At 40.0% G+C, this 21,918-nt stretch carries 18 protein-coding genes and 1 other RNA gene; 8 read left to right on the forward strand and 11 right to left on the reverse strand.

Annotated features, from left to right (window positions below; translation table 11 throughout):
* Nucleotides 1-103: 103 nt before the first annotated feature.
* On the reverse strand, nucleotides 104-1,384 hold the full coding sequence (locus GNE10_RS09575; RefSeq protein ID WP_185564947.1) for a pitrilysin family protein: 1,281 nt from the start codon (nucleotides 1,382-1,384) through the stop codon (nucleotides 104-106).
* A 318-nt stretch (nucleotides 1,385-1,702) separates the two neighbouring features.
* Between GNE10_RS09575 and crtD the strand changes: the two genes are divergently transcribed.
* The 3 genes from crtD to GNE10_RS09590 all read left to right on the forward strand — a co-directional run bounded on the left by crtD (nucleotide 1,703) and on the right by GNE10_RS09590 (nucleotide 4,995).
* Nucleotides 1,703-3,217 (forward strand): C-3',4' desaturase CrtD, encoded by a 1,515-nt coding sequence (crtD, locus tag GNE10_RS09580; protein ID WP_185564948.1) that lies wholly within the window; start codon nucleotides 1,703-1,705, stop codon nucleotides 3,215-3,217.
* Between the two features lie 147 nt (nucleotides 3,218-3,364).
* Entirely contained in the window at nucleotides 3,365-4,471 is a 1,107-nt protein-coding gene (locus GNE10_RS09585) for a saccharopine dehydrogenase family protein (protein WP_185564950.1), read from the forward strand.
* Between the two features lie 140 nt (nucleotides 4,472-4,611).
* Entirely contained in the window at nucleotides 4,612-4,995 is a 384-nt protein-coding gene (locus GNE10_RS09590) for a hypothetical protein (protein WP_099069906.1), read from the forward strand.
* Nucleotides 4,996-5,052: 57 nt separating this feature from the next.
* On the opposite strand, the gene GNE10_RS09595 is transcribed toward GNE10_RS09590, so the two are convergent.
* Nucleotides 5,053-6,351: a sodium:proton antiporter gene (locus GNE10_RS09595; RefSeq protein WP_185564952.1), complete on the reverse strand. Its 1,299-nt coding sequence runs from the start codon at nucleotides 6,349-6,351 to the stop codon at nucleotides 5,053-5,055.
* A gap of 351 nt (nucleotides 6,352-6,702) precedes the next feature.
* On the opposite strand from GNE10_RS09595, the gene GNE10_RS09600 reads away from it, so the two are divergent.
* Nucleotides 6,703-7,971, forward strand: coding sequence for a tetratricopeptide repeat protein (locus tag GNE10_RS09600; protein WP_185564954.1), 1,269 nt, complete (start codon nucleotides 6,703-6,705; stop codon nucleotides 7,969-7,971).
* Nucleotides 7,972-8,097: 126 nt separating this feature from the next.
* Here the strand turns inward: GNE10_RS09600 and GNE10_RS09605 are convergent, their stop codons facing one another.
* Complete coding sequence (locus tag GNE10_RS09605; protein ID WP_185564956.1) at nucleotides 8,098-8,928, reverse strand: DUF4114 domain-containing protein; 831 nt, start codon at nucleotides 8,926-8,928, stop codon at nucleotides 8,098-8,100.
* A gap of 850 nt (nucleotides 8,929-9,778) precedes the next feature.
* On the opposite strand from GNE10_RS09605, the gene argS reads away from it, so the two are divergent.
* Entirely contained in the window at nucleotides 9,779-11,542 is a 1,764-nt protein-coding gene (argS, locus tag GNE10_RS09610; RefSeq protein ID WP_185564957.1) for an arginine--tRNA ligase, read from the forward strand.
* 206 nt (nucleotides 11,543-11,748) lie between these two features.
* Here the strand turns inward: argS and GNE10_RS09615 are convergent, their stop codons facing one another.
* Entirely contained in the window at nucleotides 11,749-12,366 is a 618-nt protein-coding gene (locus GNE10_RS09615) for a Uma2 family endonuclease (protein ID WP_185564959.1), read from the reverse strand.
* Nucleotides 12,367-12,522: 156 nt separating this feature from the next.
* Between GNE10_RS09615 and GNE10_RS09620 the strand changes: the two genes are divergently transcribed.
* Both GNE10_RS09620 and GNE10_RS09625 read left to right on the forward strand, forming a co-directional pair.
* The gene (locus GNE10_RS09620; protein ID WP_185564973.1) at nucleotides 12,523-13,086 is read left to right on the forward strand and encodes a Uma2 family endonuclease; all 564 of its coding nucleotides are present in this window, start codon (nucleotides 12,523-12,525) and stop codon (nucleotides 13,084-13,086) included.
* Nucleotides 13,087-13,117: 31 nt separating this feature from the next.
* On the forward strand, nucleotides 13,118-13,606 hold the full coding sequence (locus GNE10_RS09625) for a cobalamin biosynthesis protein (protein ID WP_185564960.1): 489 nt from the start codon (nucleotides 13,118-13,120) through the stop codon (nucleotides 13,604-13,606).
* On the opposite strand, the gene GNE10_RS09630 is transcribed toward GNE10_RS09625, so the two are convergent.
* From GNE10_RS09630 to GNE10_RS09660, 7 genes are all read right to left on the reverse strand, one after another.
* Nucleotides 13,578-13,931 carry a phage holin family protein gene (locus GNE10_RS09630; RefSeq protein ID WP_099069899.1) on the reverse strand — a complete coding sequence of 118 codons (354 nt, stop codon included), beginning with the start codon at nucleotides 13,929-13,931 and terminating at the stop codon, nucleotides 13,578-13,580. The two genes, GNE10_RS09625 and GNE10_RS09630, sit on opposite strands and share 29 nt — an antisense overlap.
* Before the next feature lie 262 nt (nucleotides 13,932-14,193).
* Nucleotides 14,194-15,282 (reverse strand): peptidoglycan-binding protein, encoded by a 1,089-nt coding sequence (locus GNE10_RS09635; RefSeq protein ID WP_185564962.1) that lies wholly within the window; start codon nucleotides 15,280-15,282, stop codon nucleotides 14,194-14,196.
* A 162-nt stretch (nucleotides 15,283-15,444) separates the two neighbouring features.
* Entirely contained in the window at nucleotides 15,445-16,716 is a 1,272-nt protein-coding gene (locus GNE10_RS09640; RefSeq protein WP_185564964.1) for a pitrilysin family protein, read from the reverse strand.
* Between the two features lie 125 nt (nucleotides 16,717-16,841).
* Nucleotides 16,842-18,107, reverse strand: coding sequence for a pitrilysin family protein (locus tag GNE10_RS09645; protein ID WP_185564966.1), 1,266 nt, complete (start codon nucleotides 18,105-18,107; stop codon nucleotides 16,842-16,844).
* A gap of 284 nt (nucleotides 18,108-18,391) precedes the next feature.
* Nucleotides 18,392-18,574, reverse strand: a non-coding RNA gene (gene ssrS / locus GNE10_RS09650) — 6S RNA.
* A gap of 60 nt (nucleotides 18,575-18,634) precedes the next feature.
* Entirely contained in the window at nucleotides 18,635-19,789 is a 1,155-nt protein-coding gene (locus GNE10_RS09655; RefSeq protein ID WP_185564967.1) for a 5-(carboxyamino)imidazole ribonucleotide synthase, read from the reverse strand.
* A complete protein-coding gene (locus tag GNE10_RS09660) occupies nucleotides 19,789-20,277 on the reverse strand; it encodes a pentapeptide repeat-containing protein (protein WP_185564974.1) in 489 nt (162 codons plus the stop codon). The genes GNE10_RS09655 and GNE10_RS09660 overlap by 1 nt, the downstream gene beginning before the upstream one ends.
* Nucleotides 20,278-21,103: 826 nt before the next feature.
* Here GNE10_RS09660 and GNE10_RS09665 point away from each other — a divergent pair.
* Entirely contained in the window at nucleotides 21,104-21,427 is a 324-nt protein-coding gene (locus GNE10_RS09665; RefSeq protein WP_180267402.1) for a hypothetical protein, read from the forward strand.
* Nucleotides 21,428-21,918: the final 491 nt, after the last annotated feature.

Genomic DNA, 21,918 nt, shown 5'->3' on the forward strand with positions numbered 1-21,918 from the left:
GGGGGAAAGAGAATTTATGCTTCCCCCTCCTTCCTCCCAAACCTCCCATACCTCCCACACTTCCTAGAAAGCCCCATGCCCCATCCCTAAAAAATTCAAATACTTATGGCTTGAGAATGACTACACCATAAGCATCGAAAGAAAGATATTCTTTGGCTGCTTGCATTAACTCAATGGCATCTTGATTCTCAATTTTAGCTGGGTAGTTAAATGCAGGTTCCAAATCTCCCACCAATGATTGATAATAGCCATATAACCCGGCGCGATCGCTTGGTGTTTCGTTACCAAAGATAAATCTGTTGGCTACTCGTCGCCGCACGCGGGCAATTTCTGATTCTTTCACTAACTCTGTATGTAGACTGCGAATGTGTTGGGCGATGGCATTTTCTACTTCCGCTAAATTTTCCACTGCACATTTAGCTGAAATATAAAATGTACCTTGGAACTCATGGCTAATGTTGCTGGCTGAAATTGAAGAAACTAATTTCCGTTCTTCTTTTAAATCTTGCACCAGTCTTGATGTCCGCCCATGTCCCAATATTGCTGCTAAAACATCAAGTCCATAAGTTTGTTCCAGTTCAACCATTCCCGGAACTCGCCACAGCATTACTAATCTCGCTTGTTGCAGAGTTTCATCAATGAATTCGCGACGGACTATTTCTGTAAATGCTGATTCAGTAGGGAGTGGAAAGTAGGGAGTGGGGAGTGGGGAGTGGGGAGTTTTTAGAACTTGTGTAAATGATTCGCTAACAGTTGCAATTAATTCTTCCACAGGCAAATTGCCCACAGCCACAGCAGTAATTGATTGGGGTTGATACCAAGTAGCATGAAAATCTCGCATTTGCTGGGGTTTTAGTCCAGCAATGACTTCCTCTGGCCCCAAAACCGCACGCCGATAGGGTAACTTATCAAACGCTGTTTCCATTGCGCGTCGATAAGTGCGGCGGCGGGGATTATCTTCTGAACGTCTAATTTCTTCTAAAACTACTAATCGTTCCCGTTCAAAGGCATCATCGGGAATACTGGCATTAGTTACTACATCAATTTGTAATGGCGCAAGCTCAGCAAAATCTTTCGGAGCAGTGGTTATATAGTAATGAGTATAGTCTTGGCTAGTAGCGGCATTGGTGACAGCACCCCGTTCTTCAATTCGACGTTCAAATTCACCGCTAGCCAGTCGTTCTGTTCCTTTAAAAATCATATGCTCTAAGAAATGAGCCATACCGTTAATGGCGTCAGATTCGGCAGATGAGCCAACTTTTATCCACAAGCTGAGGTTCACGGCTTCAACTGGCATCTGCTCGGCTACAATTGTCAAGCCATTCGGTAATTTATGCAGGTTTGGAGCATTTAAACGAGGAAATTTGTCCAGGGTTGAGGTCATTGCTACTTACTTCAGTGGGGAAGCTACGTTACTCTTTTATCTTATCTACTACTAGTCTGTTCCATTAGTTCTGAGAGTGTAAACGTAGACCCCCAGCGGCTTGACGCAGGCTAACGCAAAGTACGCAAACAAAGAGTAAGAAAAACAGAAATTAAAAAGTTAATTCATCTACTTAATTTATTCTTCCTTTGTGCTCTTTGCGTCCTTTGCGGTTCGTTCTCTTAACCTTCAAAATTAATGCGATAAAGCACTAAATTTAATCAATCACGCTGTAAAATTATGAGTAAGAATGTTAAGAATTATAAAAATTAAGTATCAATGTCCAGGATTTCTGTAGATAAAACTCAATCTCGTGTCGTCGTCATTGGTGCGGGAATCGGTGGACTGACAGCAGGGGCATTATTAGCCCATAGAGGTTACAGCGTTTTAATCTTAGATCAAGCCATTGTACCGGGAGGGTGTGCATCTACATTTAAACGCCAAGGATTTACCTTTGACGTAGGCGCAACCCAAGTTGCAGGCTTGGAACCAGGGGGAATTCACCATCGAATTTTCTCAGAATTAGAAATAGATTTACCAGCAGCAACGCCATGCGATCCTGCTTGTGCGGTGTATTTACCTGGAGAAAGTACGCCGATTAATGTTTGGCGCGACCCAGAAAAATGGCGAGAGGAACGGCAAAGGCAGTTTCCTGGTAGCGAACCGTTCTGGCAATTGATGGCAACTTTATTTAATGCTAGTTGGGAATTTCAAGGGCGCGACCCAGTGCTACCACCCCGTAATTTATGGGATTTGTGGCAGTTAACGCAAGCACTACGTCCCAGTACATTAATTACTGTGCCTTTCACTTTCTTGACGGTGGGGGATGCTTTACGATTATGTGGGTTGGGACATGACCGAAGATTGAGAACATTTTTAGATTTGCAACTGAAGTTGTATTCCCAAGTGAATGCAGAGGAAACAGCATTACTTTACGCCGCCACAGCCTTGAGTGTATCGCAACTGCCCCAGGGATTGTTTCATCTCCAAGGTAGTATGCAAGTATTAAGCGATCGCCTGGTAGAATCCTTAGAACGAGATGGTGGCAAATTGTTGATGCGCCACACAGTAGAACAAATCAAAGTAGAAAACGGCAAAGCCAATGCTGTAGTCATTAGAAATCAGAAAACCGGTCAAGTGTGGACAGAAGCCGCAGACCATGTAGTTAGCAACGTCACCGTACAAAACTTGGTGCAGTTATTAGGAGAAAAAGCGCCATCTGGTTATCAAAACAGAGTGGAAAAACTACCCCAAGCGTCCGGCGCGTTTGTGGTTTATTTGGGTGTAGACGCCAGTGCTATCCCCTGGGAATGTCCGCCCCATCTACAATTTATGTATGATGCCAATGGCCCCATTGGCGAAAATAATTCCTTATTCGTTTCCGTCAGTCATCCTGGAGATGGTCGCGCCCCAGAGGGGAAAGCAACAATTATCGCTTCCTCATTCGTCGATCCTACACCTTGGTGGCAAACTCAAGATTATCCAACATTAAAACAAAAGTATACCCAACAAGCCATCGCTCGTCTTGCCCAATACTTTTATCTCAAACCAGAAACCATTATCCATCTGGAAGCTGCAACACCGCGCAGCTTTGCACATTACACAGGACGCCATCACGGTATCGTTGGCGGTATCGGTCAAAGAATCCCCACCTTTGGCCCCTTTGGTTTTGCCAATCGTACACCAATCGAACATCTGTGGTTAGTGGGTGACTCCACCCATCCCGGCGAAGGTACTGCTGGGGTAAGTTATTCTGCGCTAACTGTGGTCAGGCAAATTGAAGCGCAAATGTAGAAACCTATAGTGGGGGTGCATAGCGGTGCGCCCCTACAACATATCTGTAGGAAGAATTTCATTAAATAATATAAATCACACTTATAACTGATGACAAAGAAGACAAAAAACTGATGAAATAAAGTTGGCGTTGCTAATACTGGAGTAATGACAGATAAAGTTTTAATCCTTGGCGGACGGGGGCGCATTGGCAGCAGTGTTGCTCAAGATTTAGCTAACTACACACAGGCACAAATTACAATTACTGGACGTTCTGCCCAAACTGGAAAAAGTGTTAGCTCATCTTCAAAAGGGCAAGTAGAGTTTTTAGTATTAGACTTACAAGAAACTGATAAATTAAGAGAAGCGATCGCCAATTCTAATTTAGTCATCCACTGTGCTGGGCCATTTCATTATAGAGATACTAATGTTTTAGAAACTTGTATTGCTCAAGGCGTTAACTATCTAGATGTTAGCGACCATCGTTCTTATACTAGTAAAGCTCTGAATTATCACGAACAAGCTGCTGCTGCTGGAGTTACGGCAATTATTAATACCGGAATTTTTCCCGGTATTTCTAATAGCATGGTACGTCAGGATGTGGAACAATTTGATAAACCAGAAAAGATCCATTTAAGTTATTTAGTTTCTGGTTCTGGCGGTGCTGGTATTACAGTGATGCGAACAACTTTTCTAGGATTGCAACATCCTTTTGCAGCTTGGATAAATGGAAAATGGGAAATAGTCAAGCCTTACAGCGAACGAGAAATAGTTGAATTTCCCTCTCCCTATAAAGACAGTGGAGTTTACTGGTTTGATATGCCAGAAACCTTTACACTACCTCATGCATTTCCCTCAGTGAAAACTGTAATTACTAAATTTGGTTCTGTACCCGATTTTTATAATCACCTAACTTGGATTGCAGCACATATTTTTCCCAAATGGTTAATGCAGCGGCGTTACGCAATTGAATTTCTCTCTTATGTGAGTCATTCAATGACAGATTTCACTGATAATTTTACTGGAATTGGCGTGGCAGTTCGTTCAGAAGTAACAGGGCAAAAAAATGGTAAAACAGCCGTTTATTGCTCAAATCTAGTGCATGAAAATACAGCAATTGCATCTGGTTGTGGCACTGGTAGTATTGCCCAATTATTATTAGAACGCAAACTCAAAAAACCAGGTGTTTATCCTGTAGAAGAAGCATTACCAACAGATTTATTTGAATATTCTATGGAAAGCCGAGGAATTAAAATTCATCACAACTGGTTATAACAAAAATTAATATACCTTACGGTAGAAGGAAAACTTAACTTAAACAATTAGGATGCCTTTGAGCCTCAAACAATGAGTCTATTTATACAAAAATAACAAAGGCTCAAAGCAAAAAATCACTAAATTAGGAGAGTTTTTCCGTGTCAAAAATTTTATTAACCTGCAAGAAAGCTCTAGGCAGCTTGTTAATTGTTAGCTTAATAATGTTTATTAGCTTATCTGCTTCGTTCCTTTTTATTCAGCAAGCTAGTTATGCAACTACTCTTGAAGAATTAAAGCTAGTACCTCCAGAGTATAAACCAACTCCAGAAGAAAAAATTAATCGTGCCAACGAATACGATCCAGGCGTAGGCGTTCAAGAAGAAGCACGACAAGAAGCTTACGAACAAGCGGTAAAAGATTCTCAAAATCTGCAAACTTTAGAGAAAGCTTACGAAAGGAATTTGAAGGCTGAAAAAAATTCTGAGCCTAATTTACTAGAGAAAGCTGTTGAAAAAGTCACAGGCAATAGCGTTTCATATTAATACTGATGACTGTTGACGGTAACAGTCATCAGTCAACAGTTAACAAATCATTTATTGTTACTCAAATTCATCAATTGTGTCAGGAGGAGTAGGCTTTGCGTACTTGGCAATTCGTTTTTCATACCACTGCATCAAAGGAGTTGCACTAATGCCATGTACAATTACAGAAATTACAATCGTAGTGTAAGTTATCCAGGAAATTTGTTCTGCCACTTCGCCTTCTAAGCCTTTCCCAAAAGCATAAGCAAGATAATATAAAGAACCAACACCACGAATCCCAAACCAACCGAATAATAAGCGCGTTTCTGGGTTCAAAGTACGGCGGTGAGAATATAGAGGACGTTTTCCGATTGTACTAATCCAGACTCCTAAAGGTCGGATGATGACAAACAACAAAAATATGACTAACAAAGATTGAGCGGCATAATTTAACATGGGCTTGACTAATAAAATCGACCCCAATATTAAAATTGTCCCAACTTCTAAGAGCTTTTCCATGCGCTCGATAAATTCTAATTGGTTTAGTGGTTTATCAGGGTTTAGATAACTCCGTTGAACTACTAATCCAGCAACAAATACAGCCAAAAATCCATACCCATTGACAATTTCTGTTAACGAATAAGTTAACAAAATTATAGCGATCGCCACGAAATCTTCCATCAATTCATCGACTTGACGACGTTTTTGAATTTTTTGATCTAACCAAACTACTGCTTTGGCCACAACAAATCCCATGACAATACCGGCAGCAATAGCCCAAATTACATCAACTAAAATCCAGTGTTTAAACCAGTTTTCCCAGGGTTCATTTTTGAGAGCATAAATTCCAAAATAAACAAATGGAAAAGCTAAAGCATCATTTAAACCACCTTCAGAAGTTAAACCAAAGCGTAACTCATCTTTATCTTTGACATCAGTCAATTGAACTTCCGAGGCTAACACTGGATCGGTTGGGGCGAGAATTGCTCCTAATAAAATTGCTTCTCCCCAACTCATTCCTAAAAATAATTTACCCACAGCAGCTAAGGTAAAAATTGAAATTGGCATTAACAATCCAATTAATCGAGCTGTAATTCCCCAAATTTCTAGCTTCAGAGGACGAACAATTCTTAAACCGCAGCTAAACACAGAAATAATTACTACGATTTCTGTGATTTTTTTTAGTAATTCAGCATTAAAGACTTCTTCTTGACGTAGTTGAATCAGCCCAAAGCCGTAAGGGCCTAAGAAAACACCAACAAGTAAATAGATAATCGCAAAAGAAAGAGGTAATCGAGAAATCCAACCAGAACCCAATGTAACTATTAATAAAAGTAGACCAATTACAAATAGGTCAATAATATAGATATCTACCATATGGTATAAGCGTATAAATATTCTGCATTACTTTGTCAGCTTAGTGCTAATACCTGCTAATTAAAAATTACCTGGAGGTAGATTTTAGAAAATAAATATATTGGATATAAAGTAGATTACAACTTAATCAATTAGACAAGAATTTGTTGACAACCAAGGTATTAAACGTGTTTTTATTGCCAATTTTAACTGAAGAATACCAAATTATGATGTAATTCAGCAGATTCAGCTAAAAATACGAAATCAAGCAAAGTTACGCTGAATAATTACAATATCAAGAGTAACTCTATAAGTGAGGCTACTAAGCAACCCTGCTCGAATTTTGCTAACTCAATCAAGTAAATAAATGCCATGAATAAGGAATATTACAATAGAGGATTGTCCAAAGCTAAGCGAAAAGACTACGCCGGAGCAATTGAGGAATTTAACCAGGCTTTACAATTAACACCTTATTTTATTGAAGCTTATTTGCAACGTGGTTTGGCATACTATGACTCAGGAGCATTCCTCAAAGCTGTTTCAGATTATACTGAGGCTCTGAAACTTAATCCTGAGAGTGTAGATGCATATTATTGTCGTGCATTGGCAAGATTAGCACTCAAAAATTTGCCGGGAGCATTGGAAGACGTTGAACGCGCTATTCGTTTCAATCTCAAATATGCTGCTGCTTATCAACTGCGGGGAATGGTGCGCCGCAAACAGGGTTATATTCGAGATGCCATCGCTAACTTTAAAAAAGCTGCTACATTATATCTAGAGCAGCAAGACAAAGAAAATTGTCGCCTGTGCTTAGAACAAATTAAACAGCTACAACCCCAAGAATTACCTGCTGTACAGCCATCGCATTCTGTAAATGCGCCGATTTTATCGACAAAAGAATATTTCACGCAATTATTAGAAAAGGCTGAAAAAGGAGATACCCAAGAAGCACTAGCAGATTTAAACTGGGTATTGCAAGCCGATCCGCAAGATGCCCAAGCTTACTGCTGTCGTGGTGTTGTCCGCTGTAAAATGGGCAATTATCGAGAAGCGATCGCAGATTTTAATCAAGCATTGCGACTAAATTTTCAGGATGCCATTGTCTATCGCAATCGAGGCAAAGCTCGTTCTATATTAGGAGATCATACTGGAGCGATCGCAGACCTGAATCAAGCACTCCAGCTACAACCAGAAGATGCCTTAGTGTATATTGCCAGAGGTAATGCCTACCGGGCAATGGGCAACTATCTCGGTGCAATTCAAGATTACACCCAAGCACTGCAAATCAATCCTCATGATGCTCAAGCTTATTACAATCGCGGCATTGCCTATTCTTGCATCGAAGAAATGCAAAATGCTGTGGACAATTATCAACACGCCGCGAGTATTTTTTGCGAACAAGAAGACTGGGGAAATTATCAACAAGTCTTAAGCAGCCTAGAAAAAATTCAAAAGTTTAGTCCACAGTTTAAAAAACAAAATTATAACCTGCTACGCCAGCGACTTTTGCGAATGGTGGGGGGATATTGGGAAATCGCCGAACGCTTAATTGAACAAAAGCAGGATTATTATCCTGGAATGTCAGAGGAATGGTATTTGCAAAAAGTCATTGAGGATTTAGAACGCGATCGTGGTATGTAAAACACAAATACTACCATACACATAAATTCACCCGTATAGTAGATATACGGGTGAAGATGCTAGCGATCGGTCGTTATTGTCCAAGAAAAGTAAAAGCACCTAAAATAAACAACGTTGCAAAATTAGTTAGATTGTACGGGTTTTACGGCGACGACGTAATCCAAACATGCTAACTGCTCCCACGGCAAACATTGACAAAGTAACAGATGGTTCTGGAACCGTAGCACCGATTAAGCCTTTAACATTGGCCTCACCGACATCAAGAACAACGATTACATCATTAAAGTCACGATCGGAGCTTTCGTTCCACTTACCAGTTGCAGAATCTATCCCAGAAGCGTATAAACCACCGTATAAATCCTCGAATGCCAGAATAATGTAGTTGTTGTATGCATAAGCAACTGCGTGCTGTAGTCCGTCAGCATTAGAAGCAGTGTCTGTACCAAAGATATTAGCAGAGCTACCACGGTTGAGACCATCAGCTCTTAACCAGAAATCCAGTTGAGTACCTGCGGTAAAAGTACCAAGATTTACCCCATCACCCAGTTTGAGTGCATTACCACCCCAACCACCAACACAACCGTCTCCTTCACAAGAAATATCGTTAAAAACTAGCCCAGATTTATTAGTAGTTCCTGCGGCATCGAAGGCTAACTGGTTTCTATAACCAGCACCTTCATTGATGAAATAAACAGAAACATCATGGTCGTATTTTAGATTTAATTTAGTGGGGTCTAATTTAAACTGACCGCTGTTTGGAATTTCAATGCCTTCTGCTTGAACAAATTGTTGGAAAGGAGCGTCATTAAACCCAGTTTGAGACTTATTAAGTACTGTTGGTTGACTCCAAGAATCATTCCAAGTAAAACCAGAAGCAGAGGCTGTTTCTACTTTGGATACTAATCCAGTCAAGGTAGCTGTAGCGGCAACGAAAGCTGTGAATAAAGTACGTTTCATAACAGAGTCATTAAGTAGGGAAAACAATTTAGATAATGCTCTTTAGAGCAGCTATCTCTCTTATGTTGTCTCTTACTTCTAACAGCTATGATTCTTGAAAGTCAATCTTATTTTTGCGCTTTGTTCCTATATTCAAATAGCTCTTCATTTAAAGTATTTTTACTGAAAAAATACTATTCTTGATTTAGTAATACACTGTTATTAGCACTGAGGGTTTAAACTGAGAAATGATGAAAATTTGATAATAAATTTATATGTTTTATGAAAACCAGATGTAGAAATAATAGAGTCAAAGCTTAAAACCTAAATCTCTAGATATTTTTATTGAAACGAAGTACATAGGTAGAGTAGGAGCGTCATACGCATCTAGTTCAGCCTTGGGCGATGTAATTCGCAACTATACAAACAAAATTTATCTCCGTACTTACGTTGAGAAACGTAGCAGTCCATCAAATCAAGGAAATCTGAGTAATTTAGAAGTTTAATCTTAGTTTTAAGTACTGAAGTGCCTTATATATTTATATTGAAGGGTTTTTAGGGAAAAAATTTTATAGAAGACTGTTAGGGACTTGCAAAAAAAAATATCCCATTGAACTCCTGTGGGGTAGGCATCTTGCCTAATTTATTTCTTAGAATTACCTTAACTGTTGACTCTTGAGGGTGATGCACAGTCGCTAACGCCGGTTAATCATGGGGAGAACCCCCTGTTGTGCGCTCTGGCTCATCGTTGACGGTTCACAGTCAACAGTCAACGACCTGTCTTTGCTTGGACTTGATGAATATATTTTAAGGTTAAAATAATCAAGCTTTTCCAGAGCTACATCACCCCCCTCGCAGATAGAATTCATATATGAACCCTACACAAGAAAAATTAAAAGTTCAGCTTGAGCAGGCTTTAGTCGGAGCTTTTGGCCCTGAGTTTATTGGAATAGATCCAATTTTGGTTCCTGCTAGTAATCCTAAATTTGGTGATTATCAGGCAAATGTAGCTTTATCCCTGAGTAAAAAGCTAGGAAAGCAACCAAGAATAATCGCATCTGCCATAGTTGAGAAATTAGATGTATCAGAAATCTGCGAACCACCAGAAATTGCAGGGCCAGGATTTATCAATCTGAAACTAAAAACAGCATACTTAGAAGCACAACTGGACTCTATTCAAACAGATTCCAGGTTAGGAATTCCAACTGCCAAAACGCCACAACGGGAAATTGTGGATTTTTCTAGTCCGAATATTGCGAAAGATATGCATGTCGGACATTTACGTTCTACAATCATCGGTGATGCGATCGCTCGCGTTCTCGAATTTCAAGGACATGATGTGCTGCGGTTAAATCATATCGGTGATTGGGGTACGCAATTTGGCATGTTAATTGCCTATCTGCGGGAAGTCTACCCCCAAGCCCTAACTACTGCTAATGCTTTAGATATCGGCGATTTAGTCACTTTTTACCGCCAAGCCAAGCAGCGGTTTGATGCTGATGAAGCTTTTCAAGAAACAGCACGCCAAGAAGTCGTCAGATTACAAGCAGGTGCCCAAGATACACTCCATGCTTGGAAATTACTCTGCGAACAATCGCGGCAAGAGTTTCAAGTAATTTATGATTTGTTGGATATCAAGTTAATTGAACGCGGCGAATCTTTCTACAATCCCTTGTTACCAGGAATTGTGGAAGATTTAGAAAAATCTGGATTACTAGTAGAAAACCAGGGGGCAAAATGCGTTTTTCTGGAAGGCTTTACAAATAGGGAAGGTGAACCTCTACCTTTAATTGTGCAAAAATCAGATGGCGGTTATAACTACGCCACTACAGATTTAGCATCCCTTCGTTATCGGATTCAGCAGGATGAAGCCAAACGAATAATTTATGTAACGGATGCTGGACAAGCAAACCACTTTGCTCAGGTTTTCCAGGTAGCCAACAAAGCCGGATGGATTCCCGACGATGTGGAATTAGTGCATGTACCCTTTGGGTTGGTACTTGGGGAAGATGGTAAGAAATTCAAAACTCGTTCTGGTGATACTGTACGGTTGCGAGATTTGTTAGATGAAGCTGTTGCGAGGTTTCGGGAGTTACTAGAGGCAAAAATTCAAGAAGAAGGTCGTAATGAAACTGAAGAGTTTAAAGCTCATGTTTCTAAAGTAGCTGGCATTAGTTCTGTTAAGTATGCTGACCTTAGTCAAAACCGGACTAGTAACTATATTTTTAGCTACGACAAAATGCTATCAGATAAAGGTAATACTGCGCCCTATATGTTATATGCTTATGCCCGGATTCAAGGCATTAGCCGCAAGGGTGAAATTAACTTTAAGGAGTTAGCAAATAATGGTGTAGTCTTAGAGCATGAAACTGAATTAGCACTGGCAAAATATTTACTTCAACTCGATGAGGTTATTAATACTTTAGATCAAGATTTATTGCCCCATCGCTTATGCGAATATTTGTATGAACTGAGTAAAAAATTCAATCAGTTTTATGACCGCGATCGAGGTGTTCGGGTACTGGATGCCCAGGAACCACAGCGAACATCCCGCTTAATTTTGTGTGATTTGACTGCTAGAACCCTGAAGTTAGGATTATCTTTGTTGGGAATTCAGGTATTAGAAAGGATGTAATATGTCAATCTTATCAAAATAGGGAATAGGGAACAAGCAACAGGCAACAGTTTTCTGTTCCCTATTCCCACTTTTGGTGAGTAAGAGATAATTTTTCAGCTTAAATAACCATCAAGAAAATAAATTATGCAGTAACAATTACCAGCTTTGAAATAGTGACAAAAGAGAGTTATGTCAATTTTCCTCAAGAGTAGCTCAAAAATACTCTACAAAGCACCATTGAAAATTTGATTAGCAGTCAGGTTTAAATCTGGAAAAGTAGGGGATATAATACGTTCTAAATTTCTAAATTGAGCAACTTGATATTCTTCATCAACTAAATGATAAATAGAAATGGTTGGTTGTTTGGGGTTACCAATAAACTTTCTGGCTCCTAGAGCTGCATAATCAACGATCCAATATTCAGGAATTTTGATGGTTTCATAATTCCCTAATTTGGTGTAATAATCATCTTCCCAGTTTGTACTTACAACTTCAATGACCAAAGGAATCGATTCACTTTGAGTCACGGTAGACTCTTTTTCCCACAATTCCTCATTTTGCAAATTAGCATCGTTGATTAATACGATATCTGGCAAGTAACCCGATGATTTTCTTGGTGGTTTTACTAAAGCTGTTTTGGGAATAAAGTATGGCAGTTTCAAGCGCTTATATTCAACGGTAATTTCTCCTGCTAAAAATCCCGTCACTTTTTCATGCTTTCCGCTTGGTTGAGACATTTCTACAATTATCCCATCGTGTAATTCGTAGCGTTTTCCGGAATTTTCCGGCAGCCATGCAATAAATTCTTCAAAAGTCAATAGTTTGGGTAAAGTTTGAGCCATATCAAAACCTCCGCTTGTTTTGACTTTACCATTGCCAGTGTCGAGACTAATCAATTTGGTATTAACATAGTCAGCAGCGTCACTGCTGAACCCGAAGGGCGGTTATTTAATTTAGAATTGGTATTTATCAAAGAGTATTTTATTGGAGGCTGCCAAATGGTACGGACACCACTAAAAAACATAACTTTGGCAGAGTTTTTGACATTACCAGAAACCAAGCCCGCTAGTGAATATATTGATGGTCAAATAATTCAAAAACCAATGGCACAGGGAAAGCACAGTATAATTCAAGGTGAAATGGTTAGTACCATCAACTTAAGCGTGAAACCAAAGCGAATTGCTCGTGCTTTTCCAGAACTGCGGTGTACATTTGGTGGTAGATCGATTGTTCCAGATTTAGCGGTGTTTATTTGGGAAAGAATTCCTCGTGATGAAAATGGCCAAGTTGCGAACGTTTTCCAGGGCGCTCCTGATTGGACTATCGAGATTCTATCACCCGACCAAAGACAAACTAAAGTTACAAAAAATATTTTACATTGTCTGAATTATGAAACACAAATGGGTTGGCTGATCGATCCAGAAGAACAAACGGTATTCGTCTATATACGCAATCAACAGCTAGTGATGTTGGATGAACTACAAGCTTTACTTCCTGTGCCAGATTTTGCAAGTGAATTGAAACTGACGGTGGGAGATTTATTTGGTTGGTTGTTGGAGTAAAAAACACAAACTTAATTAGCGAATCTACCAGATGCAGCAGATTTTATGGGTAGGAATTGGTTGCAAACGGGGAACTTCATGGCAATTAATTGATTTGGCAATTGAGAAAGTATTTGAAGAAAATCAACTTTGCCAAAGTGCGATCGCGGGTATTGCTACCATTGATATTAAAGCCTCAGAAGTCGGCTTAGTGGAATTTTGCAACCGACACAATTTGCCCCTAAAAACTTTTTCTGCTGAAATTCTTCACCGTGTCTTGGTTCCCAACCCTAGTAAAATTACTCACCAAAAAGTAGGTATACCCAGCGTAGCAGAAGCAGCGGCCATTGTTGCAGCCACTCAACTCAACTTTTTATTTACTAATTCTCTCTCTATTGATGCAGAACAATTGCAGGTTAAATTATTAGTTCCCAAACGAATTTTCCAATTAAAAGGGCAACTAGGAGCTGTAACGCTAGCTGTTGCCCAAGATGCTTTTTTTAGTGATTTTTCTATTCGACAACTCTCAAAAAATAGTTAATAATACTAGAAACAATTGCTAGTACAATTGAGCCAAAAAAAGCAGGTAAAAAGCCCTGAATCTCAAATCCAGAACCCGGAGTTAGGGCACTTGCTAACCAGAGGGTTAAGGCATTAATTACTAATGTAAATAAACCAAAAGTAAGCAAGGTAATTGGAAAAGTTAAAATCTGCAAAATAGGTCTGATAAACGCGTTAACTAAACCAATAACAATAGCAGCAACCAAGGCAGCCACAAAATTCTTGATAAAGAATCCCGGAACGATATTAGCAGTAATAAACAGCGCCACCGCCGTACCGAGCCAAGTGAATAAAAAGTGTCGCATAAGTTTTTTTAGAACAATTAACCCTAAGTTAGGAGTCAGAATTCAGAATCCCGCTACACTAACAGGAGTCAGAGTGAGAATAGCCTCCTGCTGGCATCGAGAAATACTTTTAATCCCAGTATCTTTATCGTATTCCAGGATGTACCTAATTGAAGAGGACACTGGGATAAAGGGACGCCAGGCGTAAGTCCTGAAGATAAAAAGGATAAGGAAGAATTTACTCCCTCATCCCCAAAGTTGAATAATTTTGATTTCAAGTTCCCTAACGCCGCAAAAGAATTTCCCAAGTAGCCCCACCAGCTACGCCATCAGGTTCTAAACCATAGCGCTTTTGTACAGCTTTGACAGCAGCCTCAGTTGTCGCGCCAAAGTCTCCATCGACATCGCCTTTTAAGTAACCAAGCTTTTTCAGTTGTTGTTGTAATTTGACTACTTCCGAACCACGTAAGCCGAGACGCAAAATTGGTAATCCTTCTGAGGTGTATTGAATACCAGGGGTGCGCTTTGTACTTGTAATTGACTGAGTTCGGGTGGTTTGTCCGCTACGTGTAGTTGGCTGGGTTCGAGTAGTTGATGTAGTGCGATTCGGTGTTTTTTGAGCTTGTCTTGGAGTAGCAGGCCTTGGTTCAGGACTAGTAGCACTTTGTGTTGTAGCTTTTTTTGGTGGTTTGGGACTGGTATTGGCTTGTGTTGTAGCTTTCTTTGGTGGTTTGGGGTTGGTATTAGCTTGTGTTGCAGCTTTCTTTGGTGGATTGGGGTTGGTGGGAACTTGGGTTACAGCCCGTCTCGGTGGGTTGGGATTGGGATTTGCAACGTTGGTGAGGCTGGTAGTTTGAGTTGGAACGGGAAAATTTGTCGCTGAGTTAAATCTTTGCCCAGATGTAGGAACTGTCGATGCTGCTATTGGTTCTCTAGGAAAAAGTCTTTGCCATGTGGTAGCATCAACGATGCCATCTGGATTTAAGCCAGCTGCTTGTTTAAATCGAGAAACAGCACTAGCTGTATTTTCACTATATACACCGTCTATTTCCCCGGAGTAAAAACCCAAAAGTCTCAAAGCTGCTTGAAGTTCAGATACGCGTTCGCCTTGGCTACCAACTTTCAGCGTGGGACGGCTGATACTATCTGCGGGGTTTACTTGGGCTATTGTTTGCGGGGCTGCAATTGATACTAAAGCAGAGGCAGCAATGAACAGAGGTGTAGTGGAGAACAGGAGTATTTGAGTTGCTGATAAAGACTTAGATCTCTTTGTCCACAAACCCTTTTGCCGTTTTTCCATATTACAGCAATTTACAGTTGGATCTAGTAATTTTAAGTAACTCAAAATACTTGCTGTCAGGCTGTGTTGCATGGAATTTTCACTCCCAGAATTCTGATGCTAATGGTACAGCGGCTTGGTGTAAAAAACAGCTGTTGCACAAAGCGATGTCTGCCTTGAAAAGTTTGAACCAGAGGGAACTTCCGCTGCAAGTTTTCAAGCTAGACGGGCTACGCTTGATGCACATCATCTACCTTATGCGATCGCTTCATGAATTGCTGCTTCTTGGCCAACTAATGACACATAAGGTTGTTTTAAATATTTGCAAGCAGCAGCAATGGCATCTTGGGCATCCACAGCCGCAATCAGTTCTTGAAACTTGATGTCAAAATCAATTCCTAACCCCAAAATTTCATACCAACCGTATATCTGAGCAATTTGTCCGTTGGTTTGTTTACCCAAAGCGTACTGTCCCAGAATCTTGTTTTTAGCAGCTTGCAGGGCACTTGGGCTAATTTCGGTGATAGATAATAAATCTACTTCTGTACGCAGTCCTTCTAAGGCTGTGGTGGTATTCTCCGGTGCTGTGCCCATATAAACCACAAAGGATGCTGGGTATAGCCTAGTAGAGTAAAAAGCAGATACCTCGTAAGCTAAACCTCGTTTTTCCCGCAATTCGACAAACAAACGACTAGAAAGTCCATTCCCTAAATAGGTACACAGCAACTTCAGCGCTGCATAGTCAGGAGAACTCACAGATGTGCCCATATAACCAAGCATCACAATTGATTGTTGCGTTTGTTGTGGCTTTAAGGTTACCTGTGGTTCCACCTTAATTTCAGGTAAATTGAGTGTTGGCAGCGCTACTTCTGGAACTTGCCAATCCCCAAAAATATCTGTCACTAATGCTACTGCTTCTGTGGAGGTGACTCGACCAGCAATACTAATTACCAGATTATCAGGACGGAAATAAGTTTGATGATATTGTACTAAGTTGGCACGAGTTAAGCGGCTCATGGTTGTTTCATCTCCTAACACCGACATAGCGTAGGGATGATTTTGGTACATTGTCTGCCGCAATTGTTCAAAGGCGACAGTAAAAGGTTGCTCTTTTTGCGAACGAATATCTTGTAGTGCTAAACGCCGTTCTAGTTCCACTTGAACTTCAGGAAAAGTAGGCGATCGCAAAAGCTTTCCCGCTAAAGTTAAAATCTCAGGAAAATCCGATGTTACCGTCTTGAAAGATAGCAAAAAATAATCAGAAGTCGCATCTGCACTTAAACTCGCCCCCACAGACTCCACTTTTTCAGCAATTTCCAAGCTAGAAAGTCCATCGCATCCCTTAGTCATCACTGCTGATAGCAAATGTGCCAACCCTGCTTGTTCTTGGTTTTCATTACAACTGCCGGCACGTATAAAAATTCGCGCCGCAATAATGTCCGCAGCCGGGTTTTCTGCTACTAGCACGACAATACCATTGTTTAATACAGTGCGATGGATAGGCGACTTTTGCAGCAAGGTTGTCATTTGTTATTTGTCCTTAGTCATTGGGCATTGGGCATTGGGCATTGGGCATTAAAAAGTCAAAAGGTAAAAGTCAAAAACTAAAAGTTCTTTTATTTTTAATTTTGAATTGATTTGTTTTCCCATACTTAACAAGGCCTAAGTACAGTAACGGCATATTTTTCTGGGGAGAGATATTTTTGGGCTAATTTTTGCAGTTCTGGGGCATCAAAAGATTGAATCTCTTGGGGATATGTCACGGCTAATTCGGCTTGGGCTATTGTATTGTAGTATCCGTAAAGTCCTGTTAGTTGATTTGGTGTTTCCGTGGAAAAGGCGTACTCGTTACATAGTACCCTGCGCGATCGCGCTAGTTCTTGTTGATTAATTTCCTGAGTCTGTAGTTTATGTAAACGATCCCGAATCAAGGATTCTACTTTTTCTACATTTTCTGGTTCTAACCAAGCGGTAATTGTAAATAAACTTGATTCCCGTTGCAAAGAAAAATTACTACAAATTCCCTGTACTAATTGCAAATCTTCCCGCAACTCCCGTACTAAACGCGAAGTCCGCCCTTCTGCTAGTAACACTGATAATAAATCCAAGCCATAGGCAGTGCGGATTTCTTCTACTCCCGGTACCAGCCACGCCATTAACAATCGCGCTTGCTCTATGCGTGGTAAAGCTAGTTCTTGACGACGAATTTCTGTTATTATTGGGTCTGCAACTTTTTCAAACTGCGGACAATCAGAAGGTTCGGCAAAATCAGTAAATGAATGATTTACTAATTTCCAAGCTGCTTCTTGACCTATGCCCCCTGCAATTACCACTGTCATGTTTTTCGGTTGGTAGTGGGCACGATGAAAACAGCGCATTGCTTCTGGTGAGTGCTGCATGAGTTCTTTCTCGGTTCCCAACACAGACCGTCCGTAAGGGTGACGCCCATAAATACTGCCAATCAAAGCTTGGAATCCTATCCAGTCAGAATCGTCATTGCACGAACGGATTTCCTCTAATACTACGTCCCGTTCGCGGCTAAATTCATCTTCTGGAATTGCAGCATTCAACAGTAATTCTCCCAAATACGGCAGGGTATCTTGCAAATAAGGCGCAGCTGTGGTAAGTGAATAATGAGCGTAATCATAGCTAGTTGCTGCATTACTGACGCCTCCTCGGTTTTCAACGTTGTGGTCGAACATTCCAGGGGGTAACGTTGGCGTACCTTTAAAAATCATGTGTTCTAAAAAGTGTGCCATACCAAACCACGGTTTTGGCTCTAGGCTTGTTCCAGCACGCACCCAAACATCCGCCACAACTACAGGAGTAGTGGGAATTTCTTGATGAATAAACGTTAAGCCACTGTCCAGTCGGAAGACCGAAGCTGGGAATGCAGTATCAGTTATTTGTTGTGACAATTTTTTGTAGCTTTAACCACAATTTCATTCAATTTTGCGATTTTAACTCTGAATGTCACCTAAATTAGAATCATGTTATACAGATTTTGTTTTTATTAGCAGATATCTGCAAATTGGAGTAGACTCCACAGCTTTGTTAAGCTAACGCCTGTTGCATCAAAATCTACTGTCAACAGTCACAATAGCAACGGAATATTTTTTTACTTGCAAGTCGTTAATTTAAATAATTAAAGCAAATAATTAAAGCTCCCAAATCCTAACTGAGTTTGGGAGCTAATAATTTTGAGTTCACCGCGACGCCGTTTTACCTAAGTTTATGACCTGGTTAAACCAGGTGGGAATCTAAGTTTCTCGTTTAAAGTTTCCGGGTACATGCCCGGTCTACTGCCACGAGACTAGTTGACTCCCTTTTCTTTAAAGGCATAGATCAAAAAACTTGATGGCAGTCACCAACGTCGTAGTGCAACTAACTCATTATAGCCTTCAAAAAGATGTTGTGTGTCCAACATCGAAAGTTTCTGCCAAATTCACTGTGGATACCAGATGGATTCTATTGTTTGGGCAAGTGCGATCGCCTGTTCTCGATTTTGATTATCCAGCAAAACGGTGACATGCCCCAACTTCCGCCCAGGACGAGATTGAGTTTTTCCATACCAATGGATGTGGGCTTGGGGAATTTCTGCTATTTGTTGGCGTTGATTTTGGTAATCACTGTCAGAATTTTCATACCCCAACAAATTCACCATCACAGCGCCAGGAGACTGCAAACTCGGATTTCCCAAGGATAAACCACAAACTGCCCTAAGCTGTTGTTCAAACTGGGAAGTTTCACAGGCGTCAAGGGAAAAATGTCCAGAATTATGAGTACGGGGAGCAATTTCATTGACTAACACTTTACCATCAGCACTCAGAAATAACTCAATCCCAAAAACTCCTACTACTTGCAGGCTATTCAATAAAGTATGGGCGATCGCTTGTATTTGTGCTGCTTCATCCGACGAAATTTCAGCTGGCGCAATTACTCGCCTACACACTTGTTGTTCTTGCTGGGTTTCTACCACTGGATAGATGACAATTTCCCCATCTAAGGAACGAGCTGCTATGACTGCTAGTTCTTTGACAAAAGGTACAAATTCCTCTAACAAGAAAAGCGATTGACTTGCAGTTTTTGTTATAGTTTCATAACTTAATTTTTCTTTTAAAGTAGCGGAGTCTTTGATGATGAAAGTACCCTGACCATCATAACCGTGGCGTCGGGATTTGAGAACTACAGGAAAACCTAAGTACTCTATTTGAGATTTGAGATTTTCAGTTTCTTCGACGGCGAAAAATTGCGGAACTGGTAAGCCTAAATCCCTTAAATAGCAGCGCTGATGATATTTATCTAAAAGAGGTGTTAATGCATTCAATCTTGGACGAAAACAAACCCCTTGCTTTTCTAAAACAGATAAAGCATCTAGGTTTACAAATTCATTTTCAAAGGTGATGACATCGCATTTTTTTGCTAATATTTCTGTAGCATTGGCATCATCTACCGCAGCAAAAACAATTTCCTGGGCGATTGAAACCGCAGGATCGCCTTCACTAGGAGTTTGTACTACTAATTCTATTCCTAGCTTCTGTGCTGCATCTGCCATCATCCAGGCAAGTTGTCCGCCACCAATTACACCTACACGTTTCATTAACATCCCAGAGAATCACTAGTTTGCACGCCTGTTTTGGAATTCACACCACTAGCTTTTGCACATAGTTCTTTGATTTGTGCTTTATCCAAAATTGCATCTGTAAAATCTGCACCGTCTATATTCACATCATTAAATATGGCCCGGAGCAAAAGGGCTTCTTTGAGGACTGCATCGCTCAAATCTGCTTTAGTCAAGTTTACCTGATCAACCATTGCATTCGTTAAATCGGCTGCGTGCAGATTTACCTGTGTCATCACCGAAGCGCTCAATACTGCTCCCCGCAAATCAGCGTTGGTAAAATTAGCGAATTCCATATTGGCGTTGGAAAATTCCGCAGCTTGTAAATTTTGACCAGAAAAATCACGTCTTGACAACTGTGCATTACTAAATGAAAGTGGATGAGTCCAGTCTACTGCCAGTGCAGGATAAGCCACGCACCATATCATAATTCCTACAAGTAACGCTAATCCTTGCCGCAAAAACATATCTAGAGCCAATTTCGTGTACAATCGCTGCATTGTCAGCTTACCCCATTTTGACTATTGACTGTTGAGTATTAACAATCCCGCTGTTAAATTTGGGGAATCTACAATTTCCCTGCTTAATATTTTGTAACGTAACAACCGATATCGCTCCTAACTGCCAGCAAAATTATTACCAAAGACTGATACAAATCAGCGACTTGCAACTAAAAATATTCCATTGCAACTGTTAACAGTCAACAACCGTCAGCTCTCGTTTATTTTTAGAATTTCTTAACTTTCAATATAATAACTGCGGGCATTGATTTATTTACAATCGTTGATTTTTAAATGTAGTTTTTCAGATACATATACCAATCCCAAATAATTTGTGAAATATTACGTGTTAGGGTTGTTGACTGTTAACCATTGACAGTCAACGATCAACACCGATATTGTTCACAACTCAAATAGGATTGGCATATGAATTTTTTTGATTTTTGTAAAGCTAGATAAAACTCCAAAGACTTACTCCCTAATACCTATTCCCTATTGCCTACGACATATTTTTTAAGCAATAAAACTGACAATTGAATTTACAATTCTTAACCTGGAATTTTTCCACGTAAAGTTTATTGTCATTTGAAGTAAACAGATTCTATCAACTGCTAGGCTTTTAATTAAGTAAAGCGAGGTTTGAGCGATAGTAATCAATCTCAACTCCTTAACAAAGCTTAAAAATACTAGAGATAGAGTGAATTTTAGACTTAATTAGTTAAATTCTTCTGGGAATCCCTGAAAGATTATCTTCACCAACTACACAAATCCACAAACAGAACTGACAACTGCGATGATTAATCATTATTCACTTCAATGGATTGAAGCATGGTGCCAAGAAAATGGTTGGACAGATTTATTTGTCGAACGGCGTAATAACTACTGGGCTTTTCCTCCGGGTTGTGTAATGCCAGAACCAATTCCTGTTCATGTTCTCAGATTGATTAAAGCTGAAAAAGGATTAACCTTTGAAGAACGATTATGGTCTACCTCAGCGGTAATTGGGACAATCTTCGCTATTCTTGTGACCTTTTGGTTCCAGTCTCCAATGCCCTTAGTTTTAGCTTTTGCTTTTAATGCCGTTACGGTGGCTCAATTGGAACTTGAAGAAGCATAAATTTTTAATTTTGGGCTTTGGTGTTAAAACTGCTTTTGCTTGGTTTGAGCAAGAGCAGTTTTTAATTTAATTCACACTGAGAAATTCTTGGTTACTTATTAAGACTGGGTTTAATGTCAGTTGTTTAAGCCTTGTTTTTGAAGAATTTGAGTGAGCGATCGCTTTACAAAGCGTAATGTACTCTAGTGTATGTTACAGCAACTTAGCAAAAACTAAAATCCTCAGTAAGATTGTGGACTCGTTATCTAAAATGGCAGTTTCCTTCAAATAAAGTACAGCACTTTGCAAATAAATGAGGTATAAACTGGGGAATTAAATATAAAAATTCTTCTTTTCACTCCTGCACTCTTTTATACCTGATTACTCCTCATTCCCCACTCCCAGTCAAAATTACTATCTTTGAGTGAAAATAAGACGGTAATTACATAGAAGCTTGTGCATCGAAAGTTAGTAAACAATAGTATATTAGCCGATTACAATCAAATCTTGAG

Origin of the sequence: Nostoc sp. 2RC, from assembly GCF_014222165.1 — a bacterium.
Classification (GTDB): domain Bacteria; phylum Cyanobacteriota; class Cyanobacteriia; order Cyanobacteriales; family Nostocaceae; genus Nostoc; species Nostoc linckia.

Bases quoted from the DNA above. Each gene is read 5' to 3' on its own strand.
- GNE10_RS09600 (WP_185564954.1), top strand. From the start codon at position 6,703: ATGAATAAGGAATATTACAATAGAGGATTGTCCAAAGCTAAGCGAAAA.
- GNE10_RS09665 (WP_180267402.1), top strand. From the start codon at position 21,104: ATGATTAATCATTATTCACTTCAATGGATTGAAGCATGGTGCCAAGAA.
- GNE10_RS09615 (WP_185564959.1), bottom strand. From the start codon at position 12,366: ATGGCTCAAACTTTACCCAAACTATTGACTTTTGAAGAATTTATTGCA.
- GNE10_RS09605 (WP_185564956.1), bottom strand. From the start codon at position 8,928: ATGAAACGTACTTTATTCACAGCTTTCGTTGCCGCTACAGCTACCTTG.
- argS (WP_185564957.1), top strand. From the start codon at position 9,779: ATGAACCCTACACAAGAAAAATTAAAAGTTCAGCTTGAGCAGGCTTTA.
- GNE10_RS09620 (WP_185564973.1), top strand. From the start codon at position 12,523: ATGGTACGGACACCACTAAAAAACATAACTTTGGCAGAGTTTTTGACA.
- GNE10_RS09595 (WP_185564952.1), bottom strand. From the start codon at position 6,351: ATGGTAGATATCTATATTATTGACCTATTTGTAATTGGTCTACTTTTA.
- crtD (WP_185564948.1), top strand. From the start codon at position 1,703: ATGTCCAGGATTTCTGTAGATAAAACTCAATCTCGTGTCGTCGTCATT.
- GNE10_RS09635 (WP_185564962.1), bottom strand. From the start codon at position 15,282: ATGCAACACAGCCTGACAGCAAGTATTTTGAGTTACTTAAAATTACTA.
- GNE10_RS09640 (WP_185564964.1), bottom strand. From the start codon at position 16,716: ATGACAACCTTGCTGCAAAAGTCGCCTATCCATCGCACTGTATTAAAC.
- GNE10_RS09655 (WP_185564967.1), bottom strand. From the start codon at position 19,789: ATGAAACGTGTAGGTGTAATTGGTGGCGGACAACTTGCCTGGATGATG.
- GNE10_RS09625 (WP_185564960.1), top strand. From the start codon at position 13,118: ATGCAGCAGATTTTATGGGTAGGAATTGGTTGCAAACGGGGAACTTCA.
- GNE10_RS09630 (WP_099069899.1), bottom strand. From the start codon at position 13,931: ATGCGACACTTTTTATTCACTTGGCTCGGTACGGCGGTGGCGCTGTTT.
- GNE10_RS09575 (WP_185564947.1), bottom strand. From the start codon at position 1,384: ATGACCTCAACCCTGGACAAATTTCCTCGTTTAAATGCTCCAAACCTG.
- GNE10_RS09585 (WP_185564950.1), top strand. From the start codon at position 3,365: ATGACAGATAAAGTTTTAATCCTTGGCGGACGGGGGCGCATTGGCAGC.
- GNE10_RS09660 (WP_185564974.1), bottom strand. From the start codon at position 20,277: ATGTTTTTGCGGCAAGGATTAGCGTTACTTGTAGGAATTATGATATGG.